Genomic DNA, 17,479 nt, shown 5'->3' with positions numbered 1-17,479 from the left:
CCAGGATGCGTATTCCCGCCCTTATTGCCGCCACACTGCTGACACTCGGCCCGCTGGCCGCCGCCCAGGCCTCGACGCTGGATACGGTCAAGGCACGTGGTGTCGTGCAATGCGGCACGACAACCGGTTTCGCCGGTTTTTCCGCGCCCGACGACAAAGGCGAATGGCGCGGCCTGGACATCGACCTGTGCAAGGCCATCGCCGCTGCCGTCTTCGGCGACTCGACCCGTTTCAAGGCTGTACCGCTCAATGCCCAGCAGCGCTTCACCGCACTGCAGTCCGGAGAGGTCGACGTGCTGACCCGCAACACCACCGTGACCCAGCAACGCGATACCGCGCTCGGCATTATCGGTGCCGGCATCAACTTCTATGACGGACAGGGCTTTCTGGTGCCCCGCAGCCTGGATGTCGACAGTGCTCTCGACTTGAACGGTGCCACCATCTGCCTGCAGACCGGCACCTCCAACGAGAATACCCTGGCCGACTGGGCCCGTGGCCACAATATCCAGTACACCCCGGTCGTCTTCGACCAGTTCAATGAAGTGGTCAACGCCTTCGCGGCAGGCCGCTGCGATGTTTTCAGCACCGATGCATCCGGGCTGGCCTCGATCCGCATTTCCCGGCTGTCCAATCCTGATGACTATCTGGTCCTTCCCGAAATCATTTCCAAGGAGCCGCTGGGCCCATTCGTAAGGCAAGGTGACGATGCCTGGCTGAATATCGTCAAATGGACTTTCTACGCCATGCTTGAGGCCGAGGAATACGGTATTTCCCAGGCCAACGTCGATGAACAGATCAAGAGCGAGAATCCGAACGTACAGCGTATTCTGGGCGTCACGCCGGGGGCCGGCAAGAACCTCGGCCTCGACGAAAAATGGGCCTACAACATCGTCAAGCAGGTCGGCAACTATGGGGAGAGCTATGCCCGCAATGTCGGCGAGAACAGTCCTCTGCAGATTCCCCGGGGCCTGAATCGCCAGTGGTATGATGGCGGCCTGATGTACGCCCTACCTATACGTTGATCCCTTCTGCCACCATGTTCAATCCATCCCGCGAACAAGTCCGCCAGTTTTTCATCGAAACCTGGCGCAAGCACAAGGCACGCGAACTGCTGACACCGCTTGAAGACATGGCTCTGGGATGGATACTGCAGCACCCCGAGTACCATGCAGACTTGGAGCGTCCCGATGCCGTCGAGGCCGAATATCCGGTCGAGGCTGGGCGCACCAATCCGTACCTGCACCTCTCGATGCACCTCGCCATCTCCGAACAGGTCCAGGTAGACCATCCTCCTGGCATCCGGGCCGCGCACGATGCGCTGGCAGCCCGCTACGACCAGCACCAGGCCGCACATGAAATCATGGAATGCCTGGGGCAGGTTGTCTGGGAAGCCCAGCGCCTGGGCACGCCACTGGACAATGACAGCTATCTTGAACTGCTGTGGCAACGCGCCGGGCAAACTGCCTGATTTGCACCTGCCAGTTCAGGCTTCCGAAGCCGCCTCTTCGAGCACTGTCAGGATATCGTCTCCATAGGCCTCGAGCTTGCGCGCCCCGACGCCACTGACCAAACCGAGATCATCGATACTTTCCGGTCGCTGCAGGGCAATTTCCCGCAACGTGGCATCATGGAAAATGACATAGGCAGGCACGCCGTTATTGCGGGCCACTTCGCCGCGCCAGCGCCGCAACTGTTCGAACAGTCCCTGCGCTTCGGGTGGCAATTGCACCGCAGCAGGCTTGCTCTCGCGCGCGGCAGACTTACGGGCAGCACGCTCCGACTCGCGGCGCAGCATCAACGTGCGCTCGCCCTTTAGTACGGCGCGACTGGCCTCGGTCAGCGCCAGCGTGCCGTAGCCCTCATGATCGACTGTCAGCAACCCCTGGGCCAGCAACTGCCGTAATACCCCACGCCAGGCCTGTTCCGACAGATCGCTTCCAACACCAAACACGCTGAGCGTGTCATGCCCATACTGGCTGACACGCTCGGTCTGCTTGCCACGCAGGATATCGACGATATGCCCTGCTCCAAAACGCTGGCCACGCTCGCGCCACAACCGGTACACGGCGGACAACACTTTCTGTGCAGCCACGGTACCGTCCCACGACTGAGGAGGCTCCAGGCACGTATCGCAATTGCCGCAGGCACCTGCCGACTGGCCAAAATACGCCAACAGCCGGGTACGTCGGCACTCGACGGTTTCGCACAGCCCCAGCATCGCTTCCAATTGCGCAGCCTGCCGCCGCCGAAACACCTCATCGCCAGGAGACTCATCGATCATGCGGCGCTGCTGGACCACGTCCTGCAGCCCATAGGCCAGCCAGGCCGTCGCCGGCAGGCCATCACGCCCCGCCCGCCCGGTTTCCTGGTAATAGCCTTCGACAGACTTGGGCATGTCGATATGGGCTACGAAGCGTACATCCGGCTTGTCGATCCCCATCCCGAAGGCAATCGTCGCCACCATGACCACGCCATCTTCACGCAGGAAACGGGACTGATGATCCGACCGCACCGCTGCACTCAGGCCGGCATGATAGGGAAGCGCACGAATACCCTGCGTGCAGAGAAAAGCTGCCGTATCCTCGACGCGGGCACGCGAGAGACAATACACGATGCCCGCATCGCCGGAATGCTCTTCCTGAATCAGCTTGAGCAACTGGCGCCGGACATCGTTTTTCTCGACGATGCGATAGCGGATATTGGGCCGATCGAAACTCGACACGAAGTGCTGGGCTTCATCGAGCGCCAGTCGCTGCACGATCTCGCCACGGGTTTCAGCGGTTGCCGTGGCCGTCAGCGCAATGCGCGGCACCTCCGGCCAGCGCTCATGCAGACAGGACAGACCAAGGTACTCCGGCCGGAAATCATGCCCCCATTGGGATACGCAATGCGCCTCATCAATCGCAAACAGGGCGATGCGCCCCCGCTCCAGCAGCTGCATGCAACGGTCGGTCAACAGACGTTCCGGTGCCACATAGAGCAGGTCGAGCTCACCCGCCAGGAATGCGCGCTCGACCTCTCTGGCTTGCTGCCAATCCTGGGTGGAATTGAGGAAAGCCGCCCGCACACCCAATTCCAGCAAGGCATCCACCTGATCCTGCATCAGCGCGATCAGCGGGGAAACCACCACGCCAGTGCCCTCGCGCACCAGCGCCGGAATCTGGTAGCAAAGAGACTTGCCGCCGCCCGTCGGCATCAGCACCAGTGCATCGCCACCGCCGACGACCTGGTCGACAATGGCCTGCTGGTTGCCTCGGAAGGATTCGTACCCGAAAACCCGCTGCAGGATTTTCTGGGCTTGCTGACTAGGCATGACGCATACGGCCTGGCTGAGAAGGCTCACTCATGGGAAAGCTGGCATTTTAAGCCTGATCCCGATCGGCTGCCCGGGTCGCTGCGCCGTTTCGACGCAACTGGTCCAGCCAGCGCACAACATAAACGATACCCGCAAGGATAATACCGACCATACCAATACCGGCAATGCTGCGCAAAGCATCAACATCGGCTGCGGCATCCCAAAGTGTGATTTCATCCAGTACGAGATAGGGAAACACACTGTAGAAAAGCCCGCCCAGCACTGCCACGATCCATGCAGTTTCCAGCAAGAAAGGCAGACGTTTCCAGCGTGCCGGCAGCCGGCTGACGCGTCGCAGCAGCATCTCCAGCAGGATGACCGCCAGCAGCAGACAGCCCCAGAAGACCAGCGCGGTGAGCAACGCCCCTCCCTCCCCCCAGCGAAACAATACGCCGGGATTGTCAATCGCCAGCGCCATCGACACCGCCACGACCCCTGCCACGCTCCAGCGCAGCAGTATCCTTGCCCAGCGTGCGATCCGTCGCTGCAACAGCCCCTGTACACCCTGGGTAAGCCAGGTCATGGCCAGTGCACAGTAAGTGGCCACCAGCCCGGCGCTCATGAACGCCACCACCCACCATGCCGCCCAGGACTGCTCGAACTGCACGGCGAACAGTCCAACGGCCATGCCCTGCCCCAGAATCGCCAGCAGGGCACCTGCTCCCACCACGCGACTCCAGAACAACTGGCGTCCCGTATCGACGCGCAGCCAGCGTTCCAGTGCCAGTTGGCGCAAAGTCATGCCACCCAGCACCAGCAACAGGGGCATTTTGAGTGGCACCAGCAAAGCCCCCCACGCAGTGGGGAATGCAAGGGCGGCCAGCAGCATGCCAATGGCTAGCCAGGCCAGAAAGGCATAGCGCCACTGTTTGAGCACATCAAGAATCTGGAACTGAGCCCGTACGGAAGAAGCCAGCAGCAGAACACCCATACCAAGCTCCAGCCCCCCCTGAATGACGCCTGCCAGGAAAATCACCGCCCAGACAGCGAACAGCAGCAACGGCATCCAGAATGCCGGATCCGAGACATCCATGCCTAGCGAAGCTGCCAGTACAGCAAAATTCATGCTTGACTCCTGTCGGCCCCAACATCTGTGCCAGACTGCCCGCCTGCGGTCTCGTCAGCAACGGTCGTGGCAACACTTGCATCAGGTTCGAACACCTCAGTCTCATCTGGTTCGGAAAGGGCCGTGTCGGTCACTGGCTGCGGCACAACCAGCATGGGGGCAGGTTCGAACACGTCGATATGCTGCACGGCTGCCCGACGCAGCCAGATATAGAAAAACCACCAGGCACTGATCGCCAGCACGACAAAGCACAACAACATGCCCAGATCGCCGGACTCGTACAGCCCTCCCTCCAGCAACTCAAAGTAGGTGACAGTGCCTTGCACGGCATAGGGCAGCTTGCCCGCTTCCATCACGAGCAGGCCAGCTGCGAGCGCGGCCAGCCCCAGCCAGCCTGCATGACGCAACATTTTCAGGCGTGCCGGCGTCAGCCGGGCCACATCAAAGCGACGCCAGCCCCCTACCGCCCATACCCGCCAGGCGATCAATGGCATGACGATCAGCAATACCAACAGCACACGGGCACTCCAGAACACCAGTGCAACCGGAGGTAGCATGCCGCCATACTTGTCCAGCCCTTCGACCGTACCGTCCGGCTGTTTCTTGAGCCAGTATCCACCGCCTCCATTGGCGACCCAGGCAAAATCATTCTGCAATGCCTCCTGGTTGGGCCAGGCCAACAGGGCGACACGAGGTTCGGTACCCGTCTTCCAGTAGCCAGCCACGGCTGCAGCCTTGGCCGGTTGCCATTGTTGCAATTGCGTGCCGGCAAACAGACTGACAGGCAGCAAGAGCGTGGTCGAGACCAGGGTCAACACCACGGCACTGCGAAACACCAGATGCAGACCGTCATCCTGCGGCTTGCGCTGCATCTTGAGCGACAGGACAGCCATGACCAGGAAAGACAGTGCCGCCAGCGCAGCCAGCACAAGCCAGGGCAGATACACCGCAAGCAGGGGATTTAACAGAATCTGCCGCCAGTCGTCGACCCGATAACGGCCATCAACCAGCGTGACACCCACCGGGGCATGCGTCCAGGCCTGATAGACCACCAGGCAAAACAGCAACAGGGTCAGGCACAAGGCCACCCAGATCACCGACAGCAGATGCAGGCGCGGCGACACCAGCTCGCGCCGGTGCAGCATAACGCGCAAGCCACAGAACTTGAGAAGCAGCAATCCTACCAGGCCAGCCGCCAACAGGGGGCTGGCAATACTGCCAACACGCGGCATCAGCCCTGGCCAGGTCACGCCAAACTGAAGCAACAGCGGCAGCGCCGTCAGCACGGCCAGCACCAGCACGATGGAGAAAACCCGAGCCCAGAACAGGTAGACAGACATCCAGCCCTGGTTCCCCCCTCTGTACTCCTGCCAGCGCAGAAACGCCAGAAACCAGGCCAGGGCAACAGCCAGGACCGGAAACAGGAAAAAGGCCAGCGCACTCACACCGAATTGCGCATGCGCCACAGATAGGGAGGAAATGTCCATAATGAGGTAGTGTAGAGCCATACATGGCAAAATTGATACTTTGCGCATTCCTGTTTTCACAAACCCGATTCCGAGCATGACCACCGAGCATCCTGATTCAGCGGCCCCCGTCGCCACCAATTTCCTGCGCCAGATCATCGAAGCCGATCTGGCCGCACAGCGCTTCAGCGGCAAACGCTGGTCCGGCCGTCCCGGCCCTGCATCCGAACAGGCCGGTGCGCCGCTGGATAACGCGCGCATCCGCACACGCTTTCCGCCCGAACCCAACGGTTACCTGCACCTGGGACACGCCAAGAGCATCTGCCTGAATTTCGGGCTGGCGCGTGACTACGGCGGCACCTGCCACCTGCGCTTTGACGACACCAATCCCGAAAAGGAAGACCAGGAATACGTCGATTCGATCATCGATGCCGTGCGCTGGCTCGGTTTCGACTGGCACGACGACCAAAATCGCTCCTGCCTGTTCTACGCCAGTGATTATTTCGAATACATGTATCAGTTCGCCGAGGCACTGATCGAGGCAGGCCACGCCTATATCGACCAGCAAAGCCCCGATGAGATGCGGGCCATGCGCGGCACCCTGACCGAACCTGGCACGGACTCTCCGTGGCGCAACAGGCCGGAGGCCGAATCACTGGCCCTGTTCAGGGAAATGCGCGCCGGCAAACATCCCGACGGCAGCATGGCGCTGCGTGCCCGGATCGACATGGCCTCGCCCAACATCAACCTGCGCGATCCGGTCATCTACCGTATTCGCCATGCCCATCACCATCGCAGCGGCGATGCCTGGCCGATCTACCCGATGTATACCTATGCCCATCCCATCGAGGATGCGCTTGAAGGCATCACGCACAGCATCTGCACACTGGAATTCGAAGACCAGCGCCCCTTCTACGACTGGCTGATGGCCCGTCTGGCCGAACTGGGCTGCCTGTCCGAGCCTCTGCCTCACCAGTACGAATTCGCCCGCATGAACCTGAGCTATGTCGTCACCAGCAAGCGCAAGCTGCGTCAACTGGTCACGGAAAGCCATGTCAGCGGCTGGGATGATCCACGCATGCCGACGCTGGCCGGACTGCGCCGTCGCGGCTATACACCAACCGCCATCCGGCTGTTCTGCGATCGCCTGGGCGTCAGCAAGTCCGACTCCCGCATCGACTACAGCGTGCTGGAGCAGGCGCTGCGCGACGACCTCGACCCGGTCGCTGCCCGCGCCGTCGCCATTCTCGATCCGATCCGCCTGGTCATCACCAACTACCCCGAAGGGCAGCACGAAACCTGCCACGCACCGCGCAACCCGCATGATCATGATGCCGGTACGCGCGAGTTTCCTTTCGGGCGTATGCTCTGGATCGAACGCGACGATTTCCGTGAAGAAGCGCCGAAAAAATTCTTCCGCCTCTTCCCCGGCAACATGGTGCGCCTGAAATATGCCTACGTCATCCGCTGCACCGGCTTCACCAAGGACGCGCACGGCAACGTCGTCGAAGTCCAGGCCGAATACCTGCCCGACACCCGCAGCGGCACCCCAGGTGCCGACAGCGTGAAGGTCAAGGGTGCCATCACCTGGATCAGCCAGGCGCATGCCCAGCCAGCCGAAATCCGGCTGTACGACCGCTTGTTCACGCACCCGCATCCCGACAGCGGCGATCTGGACTTCCTGGCCCACATCAATCCTGATTCGATCCGCACTGTCCAGGGCTGGGTCGAGCCTTCGCTGGACGCGCAGCAAGACAGCCACTGGCAATTCGAACGGCTGGGCTATTTTGCTGCAGACAGCCGCGACAGCACGCCCGAAAAACTGGTGCTGAACCGCACGACCACACTCAAGGATTCGTGGGGCAAGCAGGCATGAGCGCACCTTCCCGCCCGACACCGGCACTCGACTTCAAGAGCGCCACGCTCTACGCCCTCAGGCTGGTACTGCACACCCACGAGCCGGCCGAAATTGAAGCCGAGCTGACGCAGCGCATGGACCATGCCGGCAGTCTGTTCCGCCAGGAGCCGATCGTGATCGACGCCCGACAACTGCAACAGTCTCCGGACTGGCCCTGGTTGCTTGAGCTGCTGCGCCGGCAACAATTGCCGGTCATTGGTGTGCTGGCAGAGGGTGCCTTGCTCGACGACGCCCAGGCAGCCGGCCTGACCGCCGTCGATACGGCGGCAGAGCGCCCTGCCCGCGCCCCGGTGGCCAAGGAAAAGGCCGACCGGGTCCAGGCTGTGCCTGCCCATGCCGAATCGGCACAGACCAAGCAGGCGATGCAAAAAAAACAGGCTGCAGCCAACACCATACCCACGCCCGATGTGGCCGCAGCCACGACTGGTGAACAACCGGCAACAGACGCGCCGCTTTCCGCCGACACACTGGTGATCAACCGACCATTGCGTTCGGGCCAGCGTATCTATGCACGCAATGGCGACCTGATCGTCGTCGGCATGGTCAGCCAGGGTGCCGAGGTGATTGCCGACGGCAATATCCATGTCTATGGTCCCTTGCGTGGCAAGGCCATGGCCGGGGCGCGCGGCAATCCCGGCGCACGAATTTTCACGACCTGCCTGGAGCCGGAGCTGGTGGCGATCGCCGGCGTCTATCGGGTCGTCGAAAACGCACTCGAACCGGATGTACACCAACGGGCTGCGTTGATCCAGCTCGATGGCGAACACTTGCAGATCACGGCACTAAACACATAATCTTTCAATAAATCAAGGCAAGCAATCCTATATCCTGGCAATCCCGCATAGAATCATGGGTTGCGCACTGTGATGCGGCATTGCGCCAAAACATCAAAAAGGATTTCTCCGTCATGACACGTATCATTGTGGTGACCTCCGGCAAGGGTGGCGTAGGCAAAACCACCACCAGCGCCAGTTTCTCGGCCGGTCTGGCCATGCGCGGGCACAAGACTGCCGTGATCGACTTCGACGTCGGGCTGCGCAACCTTGATCTCATCATGGGCTGCGAGCGCCGGGTGGTATATGACTTCGTCAATGTCATCCAGGGCGAAGCCACGCTCAACCAGGCCCTGATCCGCGACAAGCAACTCGAGAACCTCTATATCCTGCCTGCCTCGCAGACGCGGGACAAGGATGCCTTGACCCGTGAAGGCGTCGCCAAGGTGCTTGAAGATCTCAAAGGCATGGGCTTTGACTACATTGTCTGCGATTCGCCCGCCGGCATCGAGACCGGTGCCCTGATGGCTGCCTATTTTGCCGATGACGCCTTGGTCGTGACCAACCCCGAAGTATCTTCGGTACGGGATTCCGACCGCATCCTGGGGATTCTCTCCTCCAAGTCGCGCCGCGCCGAAAAAGGCGAGGATCCTGTCAAGGAATTCCTGCTACTCACACGCTACAACCCCAAGCGCGTGTCAGAGGGCGAAATGCTCTCGATCCAGGATGTCGAGGACATCCTGCGCATCAAGCTGATCGGCGTCACCCCGGAATCCGAGGATGTCCTGCAGGCATCCAACCAGGGGATTCCCGCCATTCATCTCAAGGAGAGCGACGTGGCCCAGGCCTACGACGATATCGTTGCCCGCTATCTGGGTGAAGACCGTCCCCTGCGGTTCACCTCCTACGAAAAACCCGGGCTGATCAAGCGTCTTTTCGGAGGCAAGTAAACCCATGTCTTTCTTTTCCTTCCTGATGGGCCAGAAAAAGCCGACTGCCAGCGTTGCCAAGGAACGCCTGCAGATCATTCTGGCCCACGAACGCTCGGGTCGGGGCGCTTCGCCCGACTACCTGCCGCAACTCCAGCGTGAGCTGGTCGAAGTCATTTCCAAGTACGTCAAGATCGATCCCAAGGACATCACCGTACAGCTCGACCGTCAGGACACTCTTGAGGTTCTGGAAGTCAAGATCGAAATGCCCCAACCCGATAACGACACCAAAGCGCCCTGACACGATGAGCCGCCCACGCACCAGCCCCCTTACCCGGATGCATTCCCTCCACTCTTTCCGGTCTCTGGCACTGGTGCTGGCGCTGACCGCTTCGCTGGGTGTCGTGCAACCCGCAGCCTGGGCTTCCGGTGCCGCACCCGATGCCCAGGGCAGCGATGCTCAGCAGCAACAGGCCACTCAGGCGGCATCAACCACCCCGTTGCCACCTGGGGTACAGCAGGGCCCCTCTATTGAAGGCATCACTGAGTACCGACTCGATAACGGCCTGACCGTGCTGCTGGCACCCGATGCCTCCAAGCCCACCACCACCGTCAACATGACCTATCTGGTGGGTTCCCGCCACGAAGGACGTGGTGAGACCGGCATGGCCCACCTGCTAGAACACATGCTGTTCAAGGGCACGGAAACCACCCGCAACGCGCTGGGTGAGTTCTCCCGCCGCGGCCTGCAGGCCAATGGCTCGACCAGTGTCGACCGCACCAATTATTTCGCCAGTTTTTCCGCCAATCCCGATACGCTGGAGTGGTACCTGGGCTGGCAGGCCGATGCCATGGTGAACTCGCTGATCCTGCGCGAAGACCTCGACTCTGAAATGACGGTCGTGCGCAACGAAATGGAAAGCGGTGAGAACAATCCCTTCCGAGTCCTGATGCAGAAGATGCAGGCCGTCTCGTACCAGTGGCACAACTATGGCAAGAGCACCATCGGCTCCCGCTCCGATGTCGAGAATGTCGACATCGACCAGTTGCGTGCCTTCTACCACCAATACTACCAACCCGACAATGCGGTCCTGACAGTCAGTGGCAAATTTGATCCAGTCACCACACTGGCTGACATCGCCCGCATCTTCGGTAAGCTGGCCCGTCCGGCGCGCACGCTGCCTGCAGAATACACTGTCGAGCCCGTTCAGGACGGCGAACGCATGGTCACGCTGCGCCGCCAGGGCGGCATTCCGCTGGTCGCTGCGCTCTATCATGCACCTGCCGCCGCACATCCGGACATGTCCTATCTGGACCTTGCAACCCTGATTCTGGCCGACACGCCCTCGGGTCGCCTTTATCAGGCATTGATTCCCACAGGACAGGCTGCCTCGGTCTTCGGTTTTGCCATGGATCGCAACCAGCCCGGCCAACTCATGTTCGGTGCCCAACTCGAACAGGGCCAGGATGTCGAGCTAGCCCTGGATACGGTCGTGTCCACACTGGAAGATACGCTGACCAGGCATCCCTTCACACAAGAAGAACTCGACCGTGCCCGCAACCAGTGGATGTCGCAGTGGCAACAGCTCTACAGCGATGCAGAGTCGGTTGGCGTCGCCCTTTCCGAAGCGATTGCCGCCGGTGACTGGCGCCTGCTGTTCCTGCAGCGCGACCGCATACGCGATGCCACGCTGGAACAGGTACAGCGTGCAGCCACTGAGTTTCTGGTACCTAGTAACCGCACTGCCGGACGCTATATCCCGACGGAAAAGCCGCTGCGGGCTCCCGCTCCCACACCCGTCGATCTCGCCGCAACGCTCAAAGACTACCGCGGCGACCCGGACTTCCGTCAGGTCGGCGCATTCGATCCCTCGCCTGCCAACATCGAGGCCCTGACCCAGCGCAGCACACTGGAATTGCCCAGTGGAGCCGTCGAACTCGCGCTGCTGCCCAAGGAGGCACGTGGTGAACGAGTCGAAGCGCGCCTGCGCATGCGCTTTGCAGATGCCACCCAGCTCGACGGACAGCGCCTGGCGTCGAGCGCAACAGCAGAACTCCTGGCAAACGGAACCCGCAGCCTGAGCCGCCAGCAGATCCATGACAAGGTCAACGCCTTGCAAGGCGAGCTGTATTTCTCGGGTGGAGGCAATACACTCACCATCTCGATGTCGACGACAGGTGCCAACCTGCCCGCACTGATGGACATTGCCTTCGAAGTGCTCAAAAACCCGACCTTCCCGGCGGACCAGATCGAGGAGTACAAGCGCCAGGCCATTGCCTCGATCCAGAACGCCATGACCGAGCCATCAGCGCTGGCCCAGCAGGCATTGGCACGCTATGACAACCCATGGCAACCGGACGATATCCGCTACACGCCGAGCTTCGAACAGATGCTGGCTGCCTACCAGGCGCTGGACCGCAAGCAACTCGAAGCCTTTCACGAACGCTTCTATGGTGCCGGCAACATCAGCTTCAGCGCAGTGGGGGAATTTGATCCGGACAGCGTCAAGCAGGCACTGAGCCAGGGCCTGTCCACCTGGAGGAAAGCCCCGACCTATGTTCGCCTGGACTCACCCTATCGCGACATTCCAGCCAAGACTTTCGACATCGATACGCCGGACAAGGCCAACGCATTCTATCTGGCCATCCAGCCCTTGAAGCTGCAGGATACGGACCCCGACTATCCGGCGCTGTACCTGGCCAATTTCCTGCTCGGCACATCGGAAACCTCACGTCTCTGGAATCGGGTACGCGAACAGGACGGATTATCGTACAACGTGCGCAGTCAGTTGACCGTATCGGCGTTCGAACCCTCATCCAGCTGGAGCGTCTACGCCATCTTCGCGCCCGAAAACCGTGCCAAGCTGGAACAGGCCATCAATGAAGAACTGGCACGCGTGCTCAAGGATGGATTCGGCGACCAGGAAGTAGCGGATGGCATCACCGCCCTGCTCAACTACCGCGCCCTCTCCTACGCCCAGGATGCTGCCCTCGCAGGCCTCTGGCTGGGTTATCTTGACCGTGGCCGTGATTTCAACTGGGCCGTCAGACTCGATGAACGCCTGCGTGCACTCAAGGCCTCCGAGGTCAATTCGGCGTTGCGCAAATACCTGCAGCCGGCTGACTTCAGCAAGGCCATCGCGGGTGACTTCAAACCCAAGTAAGCACCACGCTGCACAAGCTGCGCCAGACACACCGCAGCTTGCAAACAAGAAAGCCCCCGAAACTGGATCTATCCAGATCTCGGGGGCTTTTTCATTGATGAATTCACGCAGCACAATCATGCTGCGGAAAAACGGATCACTCAAGGGCTAATAACGGCGGGGCTTGCCACGCACTGGACGACCTCAACGACGCTGCACGTAATGCACACAATGGCCTTCGGCCTGTTCCTGCCCAAGCAGGGCATTGCCGGTCTGGCGACAGAATGCCTCGAAATCGCGTATGGCACCCGGATCATCGGTGCTGACCCGCAGCACCTGCCCGCTTTCCATCTGCGCCAATGCCTTCTTGGCACGCAGGATGGGCAGCGGGCATTTCAGCCCGACTGCCTCGACTTCGGCATGGAAGACCTGCTTGGTCATTTGGAGAGACGCTCTGCAGCCCAGGCCTGCACGCCCGCCACAGCGGCAGGCAATGCAGCGATATCGGTGCCACCGCCCATGGCCATGTCAGGACGTCCGCCCCCCTTGCCGCCAAGCTGGCCGGACACATGCGCCACCAGTTCGCCAGCCTTGACGCCACGCGCCACCAGATCCTGGGTCACACCTGCTGCAATGCTGATCTTGCCATCGCTTTCGGCAGCCAGCAGCACCACAGCAGATTGCAGCTTGTCCTTGAGCTGATCGATCATGCCGCGCAGCACCTTGGCATCGGCCTGCCCCAGGCTGGCTGCCAGCACCTTGGCCCTCTGAACATCGACAGCCTGTGCAGCCAGCTCATTGCCGGCATTGGCCGCCAGCTTGCTGCGCAGTTGCTCGACTTCCTTCTCAAGCGCGCGCAGATGTTCCTGCGTCTGCTGAATGCGTGCCGGCAGCTCGGCAACCGGCCCTTTGAGTGCCGATGCGGCACGTTCCAGCAGGCTTTCCTGCTGCTGTACCCAGGCCAGCGCGCTTTCGCCGGCGATAGCCTCGATACGGCGCACACCTGCAGCCACGCCCCCCTCGGCCACCACCTTGAAGAGACCGATATCGCCCGTGCGACTGACATGAGTCCCGCCGCACAATTCGCGCGAGAAGCCGATATCCACGACACGCACCACATCGCCATATTTTTCGCCGAACAAGGCCATGGCACCGCTGGCAACCGCATCGTCATAGGCCAGCAGACGGGACTCGACAGGCTGGTTCAGCAAGACCTCGCGATTGACGATCGCCTCGATGGCGGCGATGTCGGCATCGCTGACAGGCGCATCGTGCGCAAAGTCGAAGCGGGTCTTGTCGGGATCGACCAGAGAACCACGCTGCTGCACATGGCTGCCCAGTGTTTCGCGCAACGCCTTGTGCAGCAGATGGGTTGCCGAATGGTGCCGCATGATGCGCCAGCGACGGGCCACATCAACATTGCCCTGAAGCGTATCTCCCACGCGGATCGTGCCACGCGCCACATGCCCGTGGTGACCGAACACCTGGGGCTGGATCTTGTGGGTATCGGCCACATCGAACTGGACAGTGCCTGACTGGAACACACCGGCATCCCCGACCTGGCCACCAGACTCCGCGTAGAACGGCGTGTTGTCGAGCACGATCACGGCATCCTGCCCGGCCTGCACCTCATCGACCTGCGTTCCGCCAACATACAGCGCCGTGACCTTGCCTTCGGCCTGCAGCGTATCGTAGCCGTGAAACACGGTATCAACACCGGCATACGACAGACCTTCGGCCAGCTTGAACTTACCTGCGGCACGCGCCTGCTGGCGCTGTTTTTCCATGTTGCGATCAAAGCCATCGAGATCGACCTCGACCTGGCGTTCGCGACAAATGTCGGCCGTGAGATCGACCGGGAAACCATAAGTATCGTACAGCGTGAACAGCGTACTGCCATCCAGAGGCTCGCCCTTTGGCAACGCCTCAAGGGCTGCATCAAGGATGCGCATGCCGTTCTCGAGTGTTTCGCCAAAGCGTTCTTCTTCCTGGCGCAGGACCTGGGTGACACGCTCTGCCATCGCGGCCAGCTCGGGATAGGCTTCGCCCATTTCTCCAACCAGGTCTGCGACCAGACGGTGGAAGAACGGCCTGGTCTGACCCAGCTTGTAGCCATGACGCAGTGCGCGGCGGATGATCCGGCGCAGCACATAACCCCGGCCTTCGTTGCCGGGAATGACGCCATCAACGATCAGAAACGAGCAGGCGCGGATATGGTCGGCAATGACCTTGAGCGAATTGTTGCCAAGGTCCTGGACACCGGTCTCGCGGGCAGCTGCCGCAATCAGATGCTGGAACAGGTCGATCTCGTAGTTGGAATGCACGCCCTGCAGCACGGCCGACACCCGCTCGAGCCCCATCCCGGTATCCACGCAGGGACGCGGCAGTGGCGTGAGATTGCCATCGGCATCACGATCGAACTGCATGAACACGAGATTCCAGATCTCGATATAGCGGTCTCCATCCTCATCGGGCGATCCCGGAGGCCCACCGGCGACATCCGGGCCGTGATCGTAGAAAATCTCGGAGCACGGGCCGCAGGGACCGGTATCGGCCATCTGCCAGAAGTTGTCGGAAGCATAGCGCGCCCCCTTGTTGTCACCGATGCGAATGATGCGCTCGGCAGGTACGCCCACTTCGTTGGCCCAGATGCCCCAAGCCTCGTCATCCTCGTGATAGACGGTAATCCACAGCTTTTCATGAGGCAACCCGTACACCTTGGTCAGCAATTCCCAGGCAAAGTGGATCGCATCGCGCTTGAAATAATCGCCGAAGCTGAAATTACCCAGCATCTCGAAAAAGGTATGGTGCCGTGCGGTATAGCCAACATTTTCGAGATCATTGTGCTTGCCGCCCGCACGCACGCAGCGCTGTGCCGAGGTCGCGCGCTTGTAGGGGCGGGTCTCGCGTCCGGTGAAGACGTCTTTGAACTGCACCATGCCGCTGTTGGTGAACAGCAGCGTTGGATCATTGCCGGGCACCAGCGATGCCGACGGCACCAACGTATGCCCCTTGGACTGGAAGAACTGCAGATATTTCTGACGTATTTCGGACGATTTCATGAAGGATACCAAGCTAACGCGCCTGGGATCGGCGCACATCGGACGATTATAGTTCAGCGCGGCGCAGCCTGTGCCTCGGCCCTGAGCGTGCCGCCTCGCAGTACCAGCCGTCGATGATCACCGGCAATCACGACATAAGGTGATTGCACAACATGCGGCACCGGACGCTCCCCGGCCTCGTCTGCGACAAAGATCGCCGGCACGGCCATGCCCTCGGGGAACTGCAGCCACACGCTGTCCTGACCACTGAATACCTGCAGTGGTGCAACCTCCCGGTCACCGGACAACGACCAGTCGAAGGCATAGCCCTGCGCCTCGCTCCGGGCTTGCCAGGCAAGTGGCACGACATCATCATCCAGTCCGGTCTCCAGCCAGCCTCCCGCGCAGGCCGACAGCATCATGCATCCTGCCACCACCGACCCGACACGCCCGGCAAGGCGCATCTTGTCCATGCCATGACGAGGACGCCGACTGGCGCACCGGCGCATGAGCGACTGCCTTTCATCCCGCGCCATCCTGACCCAGCGCGCCCGGGCGATATGAAACTGCCTACTTTTCATGCACTGCATCCGGCCTCCCGATTTCGATACTGAACGAGGCTCAATCTTGGCGGCATGACAGGATTGCGGCAATCGGCAGTTTTGACAGCACCCGCCACTTGCCTGGCTGTCTGCGCTATGGCACAGTAGCTCATAGCCTCGCTGGCGGTCATCGCTGCCAAGCCTTACAACATTCTCGACCGCTCGCCATGCAACCCGTCGCACATACCCTGCGCAGGGCATTTTCCCTGCTGCTGGGGCTTTTTCTTTTCGGTATCGGCATCAGTCTGATGGTCAAGGCTGCCCTGGGCATCCCCCCCTGGGAGGTTCTGGCACAAGGGATCGCACTGCGCACCGGCATCCCCTTCGGTCTGGCCAACAATATCCTTGGGCTGGCCGTGCTGCTGCTCTGGATACCGCTACGTCAGAAACCCGGAATCGGCACCATTGCCAATGCCCTGCTGGTAGGCCCCAGTGCCCAGCTCGGTCTTTTCCTGCTGCCCGTCCCCGGCACACTGCCTTTGCAGATTCTGGTCTTTGCCACCGGCATGATCATCCTGGCCATCGGCACGGCGCTCTATATCGGCGCGCAATATGGTCCCGGCCCGCGCGACGGCCTGATGACCGGCCTGCATGCCCGCACCAGCCGTCCCATCTGGCAGGTTCGGGGCAGTATCGAGCTGGTCGTGATGGGATTCGGCTGGAGCCTGGGCGGCGATGTCGGCTGGGGCACCCTGCTATTCGCAGCCGGTATCGGTCCCCTGTGCGGCGTCACCCTGCCACTGCTGGCACCACACATGTATCGCAGGAAATCCTAGAACGGCCCCTTGAATACGAAAAACGCACCCGCGCAGATCAGCGCAAAGCCGACCAGGTGATTGAGCGTCAGCGCCTCTTTCAAGTACAGCACCGAAAAACCGGCAAACACGACCAGGGTGATCACCTCCTGGATCGTTTTCAGTTCGGCTGCCGAGTAGACTGCATGTCCGATACGGTTTGCCGGCACAGCCAGGCAATATTCGACCAGCGCCACGGCCCAACTGATCAGGATAACCTTGACCAGGGGGCTATGCGGAAATTTCAGATGCCCGTACCAGGCGATCGTCATGAACAGGTTGGAAAGGCAGAGCAGAAAAATCGGAAAGAATTTTTGCATGACACACCTACGCTGCAATCGACAGGCCACCCCACACACTGGTGTGGCATCAGAAACGGAATTGAAAAAGCC

15 protein-coding genes are annotated in these 17,479 nt (G+C 61.0%); 8 read left to right on the top strand and 7 right to left on the bottom strand.

Going from position 1 to position 17,479, the window contains the following annotated elements:
• Positions 1–5: 5 nt before the first annotated feature.
• Together DD235_RS02685 and DD235_RS02680 are read left to right on the top strand one after the other, a co-directional pair.
• Complete coding sequence (locus tag DD235_RS02685) at positions 6–1,022, top strand: amino acid ABC transporter substrate-binding protein (protein ID WP_109060491.1); 1,017 nt, start codon at positions 6–8, stop codon at positions 1,020–1,022.
• Positions 1,023–1,036: 14 nt separating this feature from the next.
• A complete protein-coding gene (locus tag DD235_RS02680; RefSeq protein ID WP_109060983.1) occupies positions 1,037–1,468 on the top strand; it encodes a DUF1841 family protein in 432 nt (143 codons plus the stop codon).
• 15 nt (positions 1,469–1,483) lie between these two features.
• On the opposite strand, the gene recQ is transcribed toward DD235_RS02680, so the two are convergent.
• From recQ to DD235_RS02665, 3 genes are read right to left on the bottom strand one after another with little or no spacing between them, the layout of a single operon-like run.
• A complete protein-coding gene (gene recQ, locus DD235_RS02675) occupies positions 1,484–3,313 on the bottom strand; it encodes a DNA helicase RecQ (protein ID WP_109060490.1) in 1,830 nt (609 codons plus the stop codon).
• A 49-nt stretch (positions 3,314–3,362) separates the two neighbouring features.
• On the bottom strand, positions 3,363–4,421 hold the full coding sequence (locus DD235_RS02670) for a cytochrome d ubiquinol oxidase subunit II (protein ID WP_109060489.1): 1,059 nt from the start codon (positions 4,419–4,421) through the stop codon (positions 3,363–3,365).
• Positions 4,418–5,908, bottom strand: a complete 1,491-nt coding sequence (locus DD235_RS02665; protein ID WP_162300395.1) for a cytochrome ubiquinol oxidase subunit I — start codon at positions 5,906–5,908, stop codon at positions 4,418–4,420. Before DD235_RS02665 ends, DD235_RS02670 begins: the two co-directional genes overlap by 4 nt.
• A 76-nt stretch (positions 5,909–5,984) precedes the next feature.
• Between DD235_RS02665 and DD235_RS02660 the strand changes: the two genes are divergently transcribed.
• From DD235_RS02660 to DD235_RS02640, 5 genes are all read left to right on the top strand, one after another.
• Complete coding sequence (locus tag DD235_RS02660) at positions 5,985–7,763, top strand: glutamine--tRNA ligase/YqeY domain fusion protein (protein WP_109060981.1); 1,779 nt, start codon at positions 5,985–5,987, stop codon at positions 7,761–7,763.
• A complete protein-coding gene (gene minC, locus DD235_RS02655) occupies positions 7,760–8,599 on the top strand; it encodes a septum site-determining protein MinC (protein WP_109060488.1) in 840 nt (279 codons plus the stop codon). Before DD235_RS02660 ends, minC begins: the two co-directional genes overlap by 4 nt.
• Before the next feature lie 113 nt (positions 8,600–8,712).
• On the top strand, positions 8,713–9,528 hold the full coding sequence (minD, locus tag DD235_RS02650) for a septum site-determining protein MinD (RefSeq protein WP_109060487.1): 816 nt from the start codon (positions 8,713–8,715) through the stop codon (positions 9,526–9,528).
• A 4-nt stretch (positions 9,529–9,532) separates the two neighbouring features.
• Positions 9,533–9,808 (top strand): cell division topological specificity factor MinE, encoded by a 276-nt coding sequence (gene minE, locus DD235_RS02645; RefSeq protein ID WP_109060486.1) that lies wholly within the window; start codon positions 9,533–9,535, stop codon positions 9,806–9,808.
• Positions 9,809–9,845: 37 nt separating this feature from the next.
• On the top strand, positions 9,846–12,671 hold the full coding sequence (locus DD235_RS02640; RefSeq protein WP_109060485.1) for a M16 family metallopeptidase: 2,826 nt from the start codon (positions 9,846–9,848) through the stop codon (positions 12,669–12,671).
• 183 nt (positions 12,672–12,854) lie between these two features.
• Here the strand turns inward: DD235_RS02640 and DD235_RS02635 are convergent, their stop codons facing one another.
• The 3 genes from DD235_RS02635 to DD235_RS02625 are packed head-to-tail and all read right to left on the bottom strand — an operon-like array spanning position 12,855 to position 16,272.
• Positions 12,855–13,091: a sulfurtransferase TusA family protein gene (locus DD235_RS02635; protein WP_162300394.1), complete on the bottom strand. Its 237-nt coding sequence runs from the start codon at positions 13,089–13,091 to the stop codon at positions 12,855–12,857.
• Positions 13,088–15,712, bottom strand: coding sequence for an alanine--tRNA ligase (gene alaS, locus DD235_RS02630; RefSeq protein WP_109060484.1), 2,625 nt, complete (start codon positions 15,710–15,712; stop codon positions 13,088–13,090). The genes DD235_RS02635 and alaS overlap by 4 nt, the downstream gene beginning before the upstream one ends.
• A gap of 53 nt (positions 15,713–15,765) precedes the next feature.
• Positions 15,766–16,272 carry a TrbG/VirB9 family P-type conjugative transfer protein gene (locus DD235_RS02625; protein ID WP_162300393.1) on the bottom strand — a complete coding sequence of 169 codons (507 nt, stop codon included), beginning with the start codon at positions 16,270–16,272 and terminating at the stop codon, positions 15,766–15,768.
• A gap of 188 nt (positions 16,273–16,460) precedes the next feature.
• On the opposite strand from DD235_RS02625, the gene yczE reads away from it, so the two are divergent.
• Positions 16,461–17,069, top strand: a complete 609-nt coding sequence (gene yczE, locus DD235_RS02620; protein WP_109060483.1) for a membrane protein YczE — start codon at positions 16,461–16,463, stop codon at positions 17,067–17,069.
• On the opposite strand, the gene DD235_RS02615 is transcribed toward yczE, so the two are convergent.
• The gene (locus DD235_RS02615; RefSeq protein WP_109060482.1) at positions 17,066–17,407 is read right to left on the bottom strand and encodes a DMT family protein; all 342 of its coding nucleotides are present in this window, start codon (positions 17,405–17,407) and stop codon (positions 17,066–17,068) included. The genes yczE and DD235_RS02615 overlap by 4 nt on opposite strands.
• Positions 17,408–17,479 lie beyond the last annotated feature (72 nt).

Origin of the sequence: Corticimicrobacter populi (assembly GCF_003123725.1) — a bacterium.
GTDB classification, from domain to species: Bacteria; Pseudomonadota; Gammaproteobacteria; order Burkholderiales; family Burkholderiaceae_B; genus Corticimicrobacter; species Corticimicrobacter populi.
This window is presented reverse-complemented; position numbering and strand designations above follow the sequence as displayed.

What these genes read in the sequence shown, in the direction of transcription:
- yczE (WP_109060483.1), top strand. Translation starts at nt 16,461, where the DNA reads ATGCAACCCGTCGCACATACCCTGCGCAGGGCATTTTCCCTGCTGCTG.
- DD235_RS02670 (WP_109060489.1), bottom strand. Translation starts at nt 4,421, where the DNA reads ATGAATTTTGCTGTACTGGCAGCTTCGCTAGGCATGGATGTCTCGGAT.
- DD235_RS02615 (WP_109060482.1), bottom strand. Translation starts at nt 17,407, where the DNA reads ATGCAAAAATTCTTTCCGATTTTTCTGCTCTGCCTTTCCAACCTGTTC.
- minE (WP_109060486.1), top strand. Translation starts at nt 9,533, where the DNA reads ATGTCTTTCTTTTCCTTCCTGATGGGCCAGAAAAAGCCGACTGCCAGC.
- DD235_RS02685 (WP_109060491.1), top strand. Translation starts at nt 6, where the DNA reads ATGCGTATTCCCGCCCTTATTGCCGCCACACTGCTGACACTCGGCCCG.
- minD (WP_109060487.1), top strand. Translation starts at nt 8,713, where the DNA reads ATGACACGTATCATTGTGGTGACCTCCGGCAAGGGTGGCGTAGGCAAA.
- recQ (WP_109060490.1), bottom strand. Translation starts at nt 3,313, where the DNA reads ATGCCTAGTCAGCAAGCCCAGAAAATCCTGCAGCGGGTTTTCGGGTAC.
- DD235_RS02660 (WP_109060981.1), top strand. Translation starts at nt 5,985, where the DNA reads ATGACCACCGAGCATCCTGATTCAGCGGCCCCCGTCGCCACCAATTTC.
- DD235_RS02665 (WP_162300395.1), bottom strand. Translation starts at nt 5,908, where the DNA reads ATGGACATTTCCTCCCTATCTGTGGCGCATGCGCAATTCGGTGTGAGT.
- DD235_RS02640 (WP_109060485.1), top strand. Translation starts at nt 9,846, where the DNA reads ATGCATTCCCTCCACTCTTTCCGGTCTCTGGCACTGGTGCTGGCGCTG.
- DD235_RS02625 (WP_162300393.1), bottom strand. Translation starts at nt 16,272, where the DNA reads ATGAAAAGTAGGCAGTTTCATATCGCCCGGGCGCGCTGGGTCAGGATG.
- minC (WP_109060488.1), top strand. Translation starts at nt 7,760, where the DNA reads ATGAGCGCACCTTCCCGCCCGACACCGGCACTCGACTTCAAGAGCGCC.
- alaS (WP_109060484.1), bottom strand. Translation starts at nt 15,712, where the DNA reads ATGAAATCGTCCGAAATACGTCAGAAATATCTGCAGTTCTTCCAGTCC.
- DD235_RS02680 (WP_109060983.1), top strand. Translation starts at nt 1,037, where the DNA reads ATGTTCAATCCATCCCGCGAACAAGTCCGCCAGTTTTTCATCGAAACC.
- DD235_RS02635 (WP_162300394.1), bottom strand. Translation starts at nt 13,091, where the DNA reads ATGACCAAGCAGGTCTTCCATGCCGAAGTCGAGGCAGTCGGGCTGAAA.